This window comes from Cyanobium sp. BA20m-14 (assembly GCF_024346295.1).
The window spans coordinates 1-11746 of sequence record NZ_JAGQCR010000085.1 but is presented as its reverse complement, the minus strand read 5'-3'; the positions used below and the strand labels follow the sequence as shown (position 1 = coordinate 11746).

Genomic DNA, 11746 nt, shown 5'->3' with positions numbered 1-11746 from the left:
CAGGCGCGTGGCAAGCCCCTGGCTACCGCGATCGATGAACAAGGCAGCAGTTGGGCCCTGGCCGCCGAGCTGCTGGAGCGCTACGGGCTTGCGTTTGAGTGGGATGGGCCGCGGCGCCGGATTCTTGTGGGCGCCCTCGATGTGGTGCCGCTTTTCCGGGAGGATGCGGTGCAGGCTTCGGTGGGCTGGCCGCTGGTGGAGATCACGCTGCAGCAGGCCCTGGCGCCGGTAATCCTGCGGGGGATCCTGCGCGAGGGGCGGGCCTGGTGTCGGGTGCTGGAGTTTGCCGAGGAGTTTGGGATCAGCGCCAGCTTCGATCCCTTTGCCTTGGCCGAGCGCCGCGGCGGCTGAGGGGCAATTCTGGGTTCGGAACTGGGAGCGGTCAGTTCAGGCACTGTCAGAAATTCTGTACAGTTCGTACAGAATCCTGGAGCCCTCTGCGCGCAAACAGGCACCACGCCCCAGCTTTATCCCTGCAAATCCGGAGCCTGAGTCCTGATTTGCAAGGATTGCCACTATGTGGATTGAGAGCCTCCAGGCGAGCCTGCTGGCCGAGCAGATGCACCGGTTCGCTGGCCTCCCAGCTGTCTGCCATCGAAAGCGATCACGCCATCGGCGAAATCGCCCGCCACGGGCTTCAGGGCAAGGCCAGGATGTCGGGACTCAGCGCTGAGGGTTTCGGGTTGGCCGTTGGCTCGAAAGTTCTTCGTAGAGCTTCGCGCCGGGGCGCAGGCCTGGGCACTCGACCCCGATCCGGATAATCAGGCGCCAATTCGTCCTGGGATCCGGCAATGCTCCTGATCGGTAAATACCAGGGAGCCATGGCCCCTCTCCAATCTGTTGTTCCCGTTCGGGATCAAGCAGAGCATCGGGCGATAACGGCGATCCACTCGGTGCGCGACCTGGGGGCCGCCTTGCGGGTCACCCGCAAGGCGCTGGGGATCACCCAGGCCGATCTGGCCCTGGCGGCTGGGGTTGGGTTGCGCTTTGTGGTGGAGCTGGAGGCCGGCAAACCAACGGTGCGGCTGGAGCTTGTGCTGCGGGTGATCGACGCCCTGGGCGGAACCCTGCAACTGGACAAGGAAAGTAACTGCCAGGAAAGCCGTTGCGAGGAAAGCCATTGCGAGGAAAGCAGTGGCCAGTGAGAGCACCACCGGCCTGGAGGTGTGGCTGCTCAACCAGCGCGCCGGCACGCTCTGGCTGAAAGACGGTGAGCTGCAGTTTCAGTACAGCGCCCTGTGGCTGGAGCAGCCGCAGGCGATCGCGCTCTCCCAGAGCTTGCCGCTGCAGGCGGAGCCGTTTGGCGATCGGGCCTGCCAGCCCTTTTTCGCCGGATTGCTGCCAGAAGGTCAACTCCGGCAGCGAATTGCCCAACAGTGCCAGATCTCAAGGTCCAATGACTTCGGCCTGCTGGTGGTGATCGGGGGTGACTGTGCCGGCGCGGTGAGCCTGGTGGTTGGCGATCAAGTGGCTGTGCCTGATTCTGTGGAGTGGCTGGAGCAGGATCAGCTGATCGCCCTGCTCGATGACCTGCCCCAGCGACCAATGCTGGCGCAGCGCGATGGCCTGCGGCTGTCGCTGGCCGGCGCCCAGGACAAGTTGCCAGTGGTGTTTGACGGAGCCCGCATCGGTTTACCCCTTGGCAGCACCGCCAGTACGCACATCCTCAAACCGGCCATTGCGGCAGTGGAAGGCAGCGTGATCAACGAGGCGTTCTGCATGGCCTTGGGGCAAGCCATGGGGCTGCAGGTGGCAGACGCCGAAATCTTGGCGGCAGGGGATCGGCAGGTGTTGTTGGTGCGTCGCTACGACCGACGCCGCGGAGACGGTGAGCGATGGTTACGGCTGCATCAGGAAGACTTCTGCCAGGCGCTTGGTATTCCGCCTGAGCTGAAATATCAGAATGAAGGGGGGCCTAATCTGACCGCCTGCTTTGGACTATTGCGTAGAGCCACAAGACCCAGCGCTCCGCAGGTGATCCGTTTGCTGGATGCGGTGGCGTTTAACGCCTTGATCGGCAACCACGACGCCCACGCGAAGAACTTCTCATTGCTCTATACCGAAAGGACGACAACGCTCGTGCCGCTCTACGACCTGCTCTGCACCGCGGTGTATCCCACCCTGACCGCGAAGATGGCGATGAAACTGGACAGCAAGTATCGCTTTAGTGAGGTGCAATCTCGCCACTGGGAAAAGTTTGCCGAGGCAGCTGGGTTGTCGTGGGCCCAGACCAGAAATCGGGTGACCCGCATGGCGGCGCAACTACCCTCGATGGCCCGCCACCTGCAAGCAGAGGCCGCCTATCGGGATGCGGCGCTGATCGGGGACATTGCCAACCTGATCGAGCAGCGCTGCGATCTGAGCCTACGCCGATTCACCGCAGGTTGAGCCCGCCAATCCGCCGTACTCCACCAGCAGGGAAATCACGACGCGGACTGGCCTGGCGTTGCGCCCGGAGGTGAAGCAACCAGCACCCCCAGGATCACCGCCGGGGAAATGCGGCAATCCCTGGCATGTAATGCGAACAGCAGTCAGGGCTTGCGAAGCGTGAGCAGTGCGGTGTTTGGTTCGGAGATGAAGGCTGTGATCCCGTGTAGGAGACTTAGACTGCGAACATCGTCGTCCTTGGTGGCGATAGTGAAACCGTTCTTGGCTGCAAAATTCCAAATTATATGGTCGCTTTGGCCTTTGAGCTCAACATCACGCACATGCACGCTGCCAGGGAATTGCGTAGCGAGTGCCCTGGCAATCCGTGGGCTCAAATTTTCATCCAACAGCAAACGGCCGGACATTAAACTGCTCAGGCCAAGGTGTGTTCGCTGAGTCGCTTCTCGCGTTCACTGGCATAGCGCAACACAGCGCGAATGTGTTCAGGCTGCAGATCGGGAAAATCAGCCAGGATGTCCTCTTGGTTCATGCCACTGGCGAGATATTCGAGTACATCTGATACGGCGATGCGTGTTCCTGCCATGCAGGGCTTGCCGCTGCGTACCCCTGGTGTGCAGGTGATCAGGGGGGGAGAAAGGGGCGTCATGAGGCGTGCGACGGGCGGAGGGCGGGCAGTCTTTGAATCCATTGTGATGGCAGCCATTCATGGAGGGCGAAAAGGATGGTTCTTGGGCAGTTTGAGCCCAGCCGCCACGGCCCGCCTGCGGAATTGTCGCCGTGCAGGGGTGTCGGGAAATTTGTACAGGCTGTACAGATTTTGGACGCTTTCAGCTCAATCTCAGCCGTCGGGGGCGATCGGCCAGGCTCACCGGGATGTTGGGGCTCTCTGGGCAGGGTTCACAGCGATCGACTGCATCTGGGGCTGCAAACCCCTGCCTAGCCGCGCATGACCATGGCAGCCCGTATGGTTTTCAGTACTAAAGTGAAAGGGCCGCTGGGCGTGTCGCTATGGCAGAGCCGAACCTCCTGGCCAATGTGCTTACCTCTGCCGAGCTCAAGCGCCGCGGCATCGTGGCGATCGAACAGGCCCTGCAGCGCGGACCAGTGCACCTGTTGAAACGTAATCAGCCTGCTGCGGTGGTGTTGAGTGAGCAGCACTACCGGCAGCTGCAACGTCAGGCTGATCAGGCTGCCAGGCCCAAAACATCTGCTTTGGAGTGGTTGTTGATGCAACCCAAGGCGCCCCAGCCGCGCAGTAAAGCGACCATTGACGCTGAGCTGGCTGCCGAGCGCGACTGGTGAGTGGCTGCTGTGATTGCCTTTCTCGATGCCAGTGCCCTGATTTACCTGCTTGAGGGTGAGCCACCTTGGGCTTCGGCGGTCAAGCATTAGCTGCAGGCCCTTGCTGATGGGCATCCCCAGCTGGCGATTGCCCTTAGCCGCCTCAGCGTTCTGGAATGCCGCGTGGGGCCCCTACGGCGCGGGGATCAGTCAAGTTTGGAGCGCTTCGATGGCTTTTTCGCCCGCAGCGATTTGCTGTGGCAAGAGCTCAGCCCAGCGGTGGTGGAGCAGGCCACAACGTTGCGAGCCCAGCATGGGCTTCGAACCCCCGATGCCCTGCAGGCGGCCTGTTGCCTGCAACTGGGCCAAGACGCGGTGATGCTCAGTGGCGATGGTGATTTTGAACGCATCGCGGGGTTGCGGCTGCGGCTGATCCGTTGAGCTCAGCGCAAGGATCATTTCTTTCCATAGGTGGCATCGGACGTGGCCATGTCTCTCGATTCGTCAGCTGATTGAACCCGAAGGGTTCGAAGGGGAATGACCCTGGGTCAAGCGCGTTGCTTGGGGGTGTCAGGAAATCTGCACAGGGCCAAGCAGCAGGTTGCGTATCCGTATCTCTTGGGATACACTGAGGCATGGTCGAAATAAGGGAGACGCCTGCCTATGCGGCGTGGTTTGCTGCCCTGCGTGACCGGACTGCAAGGGCTCGTATCGACATCCGGATCAGACGGCTCTCCCTTGGTAACTCAGGAGATATCCGCCCTGTAGGAGATGGCGTCTCAGAGCTGCGGATCCATTGCGGCCCCGGCTATCGGGTCTATCTGACAAAGCAAGGAGATGCCGTCGTCATTCTGCTTGCAGGCGGTGATAAGAGTTCTCAAAACCAGGACATCCGACTCGCCAAAGATCTTGCTCGAAATCTCTAGGAGAAGCCAATGACTAAAACCACCACGACAATCTGGGACCCAGCCGCACACCTCGCTACTGCCGATGATATTGCGACTTATTTGGAAGCTGCACTGCAGGATGGTGATCCTCAGCTTGTGGCAGCTGCCTTGGGCGATATAGCTAGGGCTAAAGGCATGAGCCAAGTTGCACGTGATGCTGGCCTTGGCAGGGAAAGTCTGTACAAATCATTATCTTCTTCGGGCAATCCTGAGCTGGCAACAGTATTGAAGGTGATTTCGGCGCTGGGTTTGGAATTGCATGTCACTGCTGCTGACGAGGCGAAGATGGCTGTCTAACCAGCCCCCCACTAGAGTGGACAGGCCTCCATACACTATTTGCTACGCCATCCCAGTTCGTCGTCGCGCAGGCGTTGGCTTGAGCCGCCACGGCTGCCCAGCTCCCTCAGTCGCAGCTGGATGGCGATGTGCTCAGGGATGCAGAGCTGAACGGTGCCGTGAATCAAGCCCATCTGGTCAGGGTAAAGGGGTTTGGCCGTAGTAATGCCGCCGTCCGGTGGGGATCAACCGTGTCCTGGTAACCGGCGGCGGCTGCGCGATCTATCAGGGCATCCGTGGAGTCACTGCCTTCCCGGACGTGGCCATGGCTCTCGATTCCCTCGCTGATTGAACCCGAAGGATTCGTTGGGGAATGACCCTGGGTCAAGCGCGTTGCTTGGGGGTGTCAGGAGATCTGTACAGCCTGTACAGATTTTGGACGCTTTGAGCTCAGCCCCAGCAGGCGGCGGCGATCGGCCACGCTCACCGGGATGCTGGGGCCGCAGCAGGAGACCCATGTAGGACACGCACCTCCATCCCTGCAGCTCGGGGCGGGTGGGGTTGGAGAGCTTGACGGTGCCGCGAATCAAGCGCTACTGGGCCCTGAAGACCCAACCCACCGATCGCAGCAGCCAGTCATTGACGGCCAGCAAGCAGATAAGCATTGGGGTGGCTAAGCCAAGCTGGGCCGAGCTTGGCAATCCACATCAGGTTAGGAATGCAGCTCTACCCCCTGGGCAATCTGCACTGGCTTTGGCGGGGGGGGCTGAGCGGTGAGGTCACCCTGAAGCAGGAGCCCATTTGATGCGAAAGCTGAGGGCAGCCTGCCGCCAGGCGGCATCAAAGCTGCCTGGGCTGCCATGGGTGCAGGCAATCGGCCAAGTGCCGACGCGAAGGCCCAGGTCTTTGGCAGTGCGACAGAAATCGGCGTCATAGCAGTGAAAAGAAAAGCGGGGATCAAAGCGCAATCCCGTGCGCCGCAACGTTTCAAGGCGACAAGCTAGGAAGCAGCCATCCAGCAAGCCACAGCTGTGTGGCGTGGGGCCGTAGACGTCCGGCGCCAGGCGGTGCGGATCGAAGTGGTTGATCACACCGGCTTCACCCGAGGCGGCACAGCGCACAGGCCGGAGTGCGGCATCGAGGCTATGGGTGGCGGAGGGCTGGTCAGCCGCTGGGTTGATATTGCCCACCAGGCCCACCACATCGAAATGCTCAAAGGCTTCGCGTAGTCGCTCCTGTAAGAACCAATCGTGGAGGTAGACGTCGTCGTGCAGGAAAACGACGGAGCCCTCAGCCGGGAGCTCAGTGATGGCTCGGTTGTAAAATGAGGCAAGGCCCTCGGATTCCGGTCCGGCGTTCTCAGCCCGCAGAAACAGCTTGGGGCGCAGAGCAGGCGGAAACTGCTGCAGGCTGCGGCCAAGAAGGGTTGCACGGGAAAAGTAAGGAGCCCGCTCACGACTAGCCGCTACAAGATAGGTGGCAGCAGGCGGGAACTCCAAAGCCAATCAAGAAGTCTTAGAAAATATATCACCTGCTACCAAGGGGCCACAAAGAACTGCCCCGGAAGCAACCCGAAAGCCACGAGTTAGCGGTAGCGGCGCGAATGATGGCGCTGGCATAAGCCAAGGTGCTAATCGCTAGACGCGCGTTTATCATGCAACTTAGGAATTGCTCTAATCTGAGCATCATCGAGCAAAGCCAGGCTGCGCGATGACCCGCGACGGAGCCCAAGCCAGTGCCATAGTCGGTGGTAAGATTGGCTTCGCTTTCTCAGACAAAGGCATGGCAGTTCGCAACATGATCTTTAAAGGTCGCCAGTATGTGGTGGACGATCTACCCGAAGAAGCCAAACAATTGTTGGGCCTGCTTCAGGCCGCTGGCGACCAGATCACCCGCGGGCAAGCGAGTGTGGCGATTGCCGAAACGGCCCGGCAGGTATTGGGAGCCAAGCTCGATCAGCTCCTGCGGGACGTGCCTTCTAGCGAAGTCAGTGACGCCTAAGCATTGGGTGCACAGGCAGCGGTGCTGGCGGCTAGGGATCAGACAAGGCCATGGGCCACATCTTGAATCAGGGCATGGTGCCGCGCCAGGCAGTCGACGCGGTCGTAGTGGTTGAGCACGGTTTGGCGGGCAGCTTTGCGTAGCGGAGCGTAGGCCTCAGGATCGCGCAGCACTGCGTGCATCTGCTGGGCCAGGGCCTCGGTGTCGAAGTAATCCACCAGCAGCCCATTCTCCCCGTGGCGTATCACCTCACGCAGGGGTGCGGTATCGGAGCCCACCACCACACAGCCCGCCGCCATGCCCTCCAGCAACGACCAGGAGAGCACAAAGGGAATGGTGAAATACACATGACAGCGTGAGATCGCTAGCAGCCGCAGGAAGTCTGGATAGGCCAGCCGGCCGGGGAAATAGATGCGATCGAGGTTGATCTGGCCCTTGAGTTCGCTGAGGAGTTGATCCTTATGGGGCACCTCTGGCCGCGCTCCGTAGCCACCCTCGGGTGTACCAACGATAATCACATGGGCTTCGGGGTAGAGCTCCTGAAAGCGGGGCAGGGCCCGCATGAAGCGGTGGAAGCCGCGGGCCGGCTCAAGGGAGCGGCTCACAAAGGTGACAACTGGATCAGCAGCAGTGAGCTTCTGGCCCCGCACCTGCAGGAACAGATCCTTCTGGGGCTTGGCCTCACGGGTATCGATGCCATCGTGAATGATGCGAATGCGAGGCTGCAATTCAAGAGGATAGCTATTGCGCTGAAAGCGGGTGGGGGATACACCGACGGCAACCTGCTGCAGCGAAACAAGAATGCTGGCATTCTTGCTACGCAGCTTCTGCCTCGTCAACTCATCGGCTGAGCCATACTCTGCATCAAAGCCCAAGTCATAACCATCGGCATTATAATAATACTCGCAATAGCCGATTAGTTTGGCCTTGGGCCACACATCCAGCAAGAATAGATCCTCGCCCCAGCCGGTGTGGGCGCAGATCACATCGGGATAAAACCCCCCATCCCGCAGCGCCAGGGCAGCTGCTGCGCAACTGCGGGCACGGATCATTTTACTTTCAAAGTCAATCGCCAAGGGATCGGTATCGCGGCCACTAGAGCGATCGAAGGTGTAGCGGCGGTAGGGAAATTCTTTAGGGAAAGCGGATTCGGGCCGTTCATTGCCAAGGGCCAGCACCGTGTGCCCTTTGGCCTGGCAATAGGGCAGTAGATGCTTGTATTGCCCAGGAAAGTTTTGATGAACGAACAGGATGTTCATGCAGGCAAGGCTAAGACTGAAGCAAGCAAGTAAACAAGAAAAAAGCGGGGCCGAAGCCCCGCAAGACAGTTTAGATCCGAAAAGGGATCAGACCAGCTCAGCGCCGGTGAACAGGGCGTTGTCGAAGACACCCAGCTGACGCAGCTCGTTTGCTTGCACCGTGTAGGAGGCACCAACGTTGGTAGGGTTGTAGTCAGACTCGATGTAGGTGTACAGAGCCGTTTGAGTTTGGCCCTGTAAAACGATCAATGCTTCTCCCGGACCACCACCCCCGACAACTCCGACGCCGTTGATGGCTTCGGCGATGACATTAGGACTGTACAGTTGGGCATCCGTGACGCTGCGGGCAGGACCCGTCAGACTCAGCACGTTATTGGTGCCCAGCAGCAACGTGCTGTTATCAGCATTCAAACTCAGGGCACCACCGATGTCGGCAAACAACGCAGATGTGATCAAAATTTGATCATTGGCTTGGTCATAGCCCGTGATGAAGTCACCAACGCTGCCGAAAACATTGGTGGCCGCGATGCCGGCGGTGCCGCCATCGTTGCCGGTGTTGTATTGGACGGTTTCATCTGCACCATTAACGAGGTTGATGCTGTCGGAGCCGCCATTACCGGCAACGCTCACATTGTCGCTGGCGTCACCCGCGAAGTTGGTGAAGGTGTCGTTGCCAGCACCAAGATTGTAGGTTGAGGAAGTATTCAAGGCTGTAGTGAACACATCCAAGGCTTGGCCCTGAACGAAGGCTGTTCCATCTAGGATGAAACCGGCACCGTCATCATTTACATCTCCATCAAGATTGACTTGGAGACGCCCACCCGTAGGCAGGAGGGATGTAGCAAGAACCAGCGTCTGGTTGCTAGCACCAGGGGATACATTCAGAACCTCGATGTTTTGAACCTGGATTCCAGTGATCGTCGTAGTCGACGTAGTGACGCTATCAAGACCCAACGCCAAGGTATCGATGCCTATACCACCATCGATACGATCCAATACGGTGAAACCGCCTTGATCACTGGTGTGAGGGATCCCTTCAGACAAGGTAAAGGAAGAGCCAAGCACAATCAGGTCATTGTCAGCACCTGCAACAACGGAATCGTCACCGAGACCCACCAGCACGGTGTCGTTGCCAGCACCAGAGCTAACCGTATCGTTGGAATCAGTAATTAACTCCTCAGCACCAGCAGCAGTGTTGATCGAGTCGTTACCGCTGCCTGAGACAACGGAGTCATTGCCAAGGCCTGCTGAAACGGTGTTGGTGCCTTCGCCAGCATTAATAGTATCGTCGCCAATGTCTCCTTCAACAAAGTCATTGCCAAGGCCGGAATCGACAAAGTCAGCTCCAGCTCCGGCCTCTACTGTGTCTGCGCCTTCGCCGGTGACGATGGAATCATCAGCGATACTGCCCTCAACGCTGTCATTACCGAAGCCGGTCACGACGGTGCCTGCAGCATCAATATCCACGGAGTCGTTGCCGGCACCGGTATCGATGAACAGGGAACGCTCGATGCTGGTCAGTAAGTCGGCGCCTCCCGAGGTGAAAATCGAGGCGAGAGCCAACCCCCCCACAACGCCGATGCCGTTGAATTGAACGGCTTGGTTCACCGCTGCAGGGTTGAAGCGGAAAATCTCAATGTTACTAATGCTTGTCTTGTTGAGTTGCGTGGTCAGGCTTGCCCCAGAGTTGCTTACTGCGAAACGCAGATCCAGGGTGTCGTTACTAGTGAAGCCGTTAGCGTTATCGGCAGTTTGAACATCCGAGAGCTGGTAAGCGGTGAAGGTATCTGAGAAAGCGGTGCCCAGCAGGTTATCAGGATTGGGGGTGTAGAAGAGGGCAGTCTTGATTACAGGGGTACCACCAACCACAGAGACATTTAGATCTGCAGACTGCTCGATTATGATGCGGCTGGTGTCAAAAAAAGCACCCGTCAGATTGACGTTGAGTTGAGAGACAGCGCCAGCCAGAAGAGGCGTGGCGCGAATGATCAATGCGTCGTTACCATCACCCACCAGATTATTGAACTCGACCTCAGTCATGTTGCGGAAGTCGAAGGTGAAGGTCTGGGGACCGTTCACAGAAGACGCCAGCTCGATTACCTCAAGGCCGGTGACGAAGATGAGGTCGTCTTTTGTTACATCAGCAGAGTCAACAATCTGCATTACATCTGCAAATGTTTCATCTGCATCAGCAGCGGCTTCCTCATAGGCTAGCCGGGTTTGATCGCTGATCAGGCCATCACGGATGATGACCCGCTCGGTATTTGTATCAGCCTGGCCGGAGTAACGGATTGACAGGAGATCGCTCGATGTTCCTAAAACAACTGGACTGAGATAGCTCAGATCCAATGTCACATTGGCGGCTGCATCACCGCTGGTTAACACCGAGAAAATGTGAGTACCCGCCTCCTTATCGGCGGTGGCTACCAGCTGATCGCTGAGGGTGATTGAATAATCACCACTGCCCACGAGGTCAAACGCCTCAATACGGCTCACCCGCAGGGTTTCTGAAGTTTGAATGGTACCGCCGTTGTGCAGGCGCACCGTGTCGATGCCAGCACCACCATTGATCGAGTCTGCAACGGTGAGCGAATTGGTGTCAATTTCTAAGACGTCGTTGCCATCGCCCAGCAGAACTGTGTTTGCGAAAGTATCGCCCAAAAGTGTGCCGTTTATGATTTCACCAAGCCACACCCAGTCATTGCCGTTACCAGAATCGACCAGGTTTGCGCCGCTGCCAGCGAAGACTGAATCGGCACCACCGCCAGAGCGGATGGTGTCGCCGCCGTTACCAAGCACAGACCCTATTCCGATCTGTACGCCTTCATCGCCGACAATAAGATCATTGTCGTCGCCAGTGATGATTGAATCGTTGCCGAGGCCACCATCGACCGAGTTGAGGCCATTACCAGCGTTGATCACATCGTTACCAATGCCGGCAACAATTAAATCGTTACCAGCGCTGGCTATAACTGTGTCGTTGCCAGCAAAAGAATATACAGTGTTGTTGCCTGCCGCCACATCGATGCTGTCTTCGCCAGCGCCCGTTGTCACGGAGTCGTTGCCAGCTTTGGTGCGGACGTAGAAATCAGTTGGATTGTTCGGGGCCTGGCTAGCGAGAGTCAGTAAGTTGTCGCCTGTGGCCCCTAAGACGGTCACATCAGCGACGCTGTTGTTTACGACATCACCCAGAATCGATGTATAGCTCAGGCTGAGGTCCTGAGGAGCAACCGTGGTGCCCAGGAAAGAAGCATCAATCAGGCTGATGCGACGGTTTCCATTGGGGAGAAGGCCTAGATCCGTGGTGATATCCAGCGAGGCAAAGCCATCTATGAGCAGGGTACTCAAGTCGTCGCCCACGCTTAGCAGATCCACCACATTGGTGATGGCACCGTTGGAGGTCAGCTGCAGCGTTTCAAGATCGGCATCTTGGGCGAAGGGGCCTTGGGTGAAATCAAAGCCCACGGCCTCCCCAGTGCTGGCATCGATCGGGGTTTCTTCGAAAACTACGGATACAAAGTCATCGGCACCAAGCAGAGCAGCAACGTCAAAGTTATATATGAAGGTGCTGAAGCTATCGGTGATGTTAGTGGC

13 protein-coding genes and 1 pseudogene are annotated in these 11746 nt (G+C 58.3%); 8 read left to right on the top strand and 6 right to left on the bottom strand.

The annotated features are described in order from the left end of the window. The 3 genes and pseudogenes from KBZ07_RS09470 to KBZ07_RS09460 all read left to right on the top strand — a co-directional run. A pseudogene (locus KBZ07_RS09470) lies at positions 1-351 on the top strand (N-acetylmuramoyl-L-alanine amidase); the annotation flags it as partial. Positions 352-821: 470 nt separating this feature from the next. Continuing rightward, positions 822-1145 (top strand): helix-turn-helix transcriptional regulator, encoded by a 324-nt coding sequence (locus tag KBZ07_RS09465; protein WP_254931381.1) that lies wholly within the window; start codon positions 822-824, stop codon positions 1143-1145. Further along, positions 1135-2388, top strand: a complete 1254-nt coding sequence (locus tag KBZ07_RS09460) for a type II toxin-antitoxin system HipA family toxin (RefSeq protein WP_254931380.1) — start codon at positions 1135-1137, stop codon at positions 2386-2388. Before KBZ07_RS09465 ends, KBZ07_RS09460 begins: the two co-directional genes overlap by 11 nt. A gap of 143 nt (positions 2389-2531) precedes the next feature. Here KBZ07_RS09460 and KBZ07_RS09455 read toward each other — a convergent pair whose 3' ends face one another. Together KBZ07_RS09455 and KBZ07_RS09450 are read right to left on the bottom strand one after the other, a co-directional pair. Beyond that, positions 2532-2792, bottom strand: coding sequence for a DUF5615 family PIN-like protein (locus tag KBZ07_RS09455; protein WP_254931379.1), 261 nt, complete (start codon positions 2790-2792; stop codon positions 2532-2534). Between the two features lie 8 nt (positions 2793-2800). Continuing rightward, the gene (locus tag KBZ07_RS09450) at positions 2801-3034 is read right to left on the bottom strand and encodes a DUF433 domain-containing protein (RefSeq protein ID WP_254931378.1); all 234 of its coding nucleotides are present in this window, start codon (positions 3032-3034) and stop codon (positions 2801-2803) included. A 362-nt stretch (positions 3035-3396) separates the two neighbouring features. Between KBZ07_RS09450 and KBZ07_RS09445 the strand changes: the two genes are divergently transcribed. From KBZ07_RS09445 to KBZ07_RS09430, 4 genes are all read left to right on the top strand, one after another. Beyond that, complete coding sequence (locus KBZ07_RS09445) at positions 3397-3690, top strand: hypothetical protein (protein WP_254931377.1); 294 nt, start codon at positions 3397-3399, stop codon at positions 3688-3690. A gap of 90 nt (positions 3691-3780) precedes the next feature. Further along, positions 3781-4110, top strand: a complete 330-nt coding sequence (locus KBZ07_RS09440) for a PIN domain-containing protein (protein WP_315860152.1) — start codon at positions 3781-3783, stop codon at positions 4108-4110. 194 nt (positions 4111-4304) lie between these two features. Beyond that, positions 4305-4595: a type II toxin-antitoxin system RelE/ParE family toxin gene (locus KBZ07_RS09435; protein ID WP_254931376.1), complete on the top strand. Its 291-nt coding sequence runs from the start codon at positions 4305-4307 to the stop codon at positions 4593-4595. A gap of 9 nt (positions 4596-4604) precedes the next feature. Then, positions 4605-4913, top strand: coding sequence for an addiction module antidote protein (locus KBZ07_RS09430; protein ID WP_254931375.1), 309 nt, complete (start codon positions 4605-4607; stop codon positions 4911-4913). Positions 4914-4948: 35 nt separating this feature from the next. Here KBZ07_RS09430 and KBZ07_RS09425 read toward each other — a convergent pair whose 3' ends face one another. Both KBZ07_RS09425 and KBZ07_RS09420 read right to left on the bottom strand, forming a co-directional pair. Then, a complete protein-coding gene (locus tag KBZ07_RS09425; RefSeq protein WP_254931374.1) occupies positions 4949-5086 on the bottom strand; it encodes a hypothetical protein in 138 nt (45 codons plus the stop codon). 585 nt (positions 5087-5671) lie between these two features. Then, positions 5672-6397, bottom strand: a complete 726-nt coding sequence (locus KBZ07_RS09420; RefSeq protein ID WP_254931373.1) for a glycosyltransferase family 2 protein — start codon at positions 6395-6397, stop codon at positions 5672-5674. Between the two features lie 205 nt (positions 6398-6602). Between KBZ07_RS09420 and KBZ07_RS09415 the strand changes: the two genes are divergently transcribed. Further along, entirely contained in the window at positions 6603-6893 is a 291-nt protein-coding gene (locus KBZ07_RS09415; RefSeq protein WP_254931372.1) for a DUF6447 family protein, read from the top strand. A 38-nt stretch (positions 6894-6931) separates the two neighbouring features. On the opposite strand, the gene KBZ07_RS09410 is transcribed toward KBZ07_RS09415, so the two are convergent. Both KBZ07_RS09410 and KBZ07_RS09405 read right to left on the bottom strand, forming a co-directional pair. Then, a complete protein-coding gene (locus KBZ07_RS09410) occupies positions 6932-8152 on the bottom strand; it encodes a glycosyltransferase (protein ID WP_254931371.1) in 1221 nt (406 codons plus the stop codon). Between the two features lie 87 nt (positions 8153-8239). Continuing rightward, a complete protein-coding gene (locus KBZ07_RS09405; RefSeq protein WP_254931370.1) occupies positions 8240-11617 on the bottom strand; it encodes a calcium-binding protein in 3378 nt (1125 codons plus the stop codon). Positions 11618-11746: the final 129 nt, after the last annotated feature.

Bases quoted from the DNA above. Each gene is read 5' to 3' on its own strand.
- KBZ07_RS09465 (WP_254931381.1), top strand. From the start codon at position 822: ATGGCCCCTCTCCAATCTGTTGTTCCCGTTCGGGATCAAGCAGAGCAT.
- KBZ07_RS09455 (WP_254931379.1), bottom strand. From the start codon at position 2,792: ATGTCCGGCCGTTTGCTGTTGGATGAAAATTTGAGCCCACGGATTGCC.
- KBZ07_RS09450 (WP_254931378.1), bottom strand. From the start codon at position 3,034: ATGACGCCCCTTTCTCCCCCCCTGATCACCTGCACACCAGGGGTACGC.
- KBZ07_RS09445 (WP_254931377.1), top strand. From the start codon at position 3,397: ATGGCAGAGCCGAACCTCCTGGCCAATGTGCTTACCTCTGCCGAGCTC.
- KBZ07_RS09435 (WP_254931376.1), top strand. From the start codon at position 4,305: ATGGTCGAAATAAGGGAGACGCCTGCCTATGCGGCGTGGTTTGCTGCC.
- KBZ07_RS09430 (WP_254931375.1), top strand. From the start codon at position 4,605: ATGACTAAAACCACCACGACAATCTGGGACCCAGCCGCACACCTCGCT.
- KBZ07_RS09425 (WP_254931374.1), bottom strand. From the start codon at position 5,086: ATGGGCTTGATTCACGGCACCGTTCAGCTCTGCATCCCTGAGCACATC.
- KBZ07_RS09415 (WP_254931372.1), top strand. From the start codon at position 6,603: ATGACCCGCGACGGAGCCCAAGCCAGTGCCATAGTCGGTGGTAAGATT.
- KBZ07_RS09410 (WP_254931371.1), bottom strand. From the start codon at position 8,152: ATGAACATCCTGTTCGTTCATCAAAACTTTCCTGGGCAATACAAGCAT.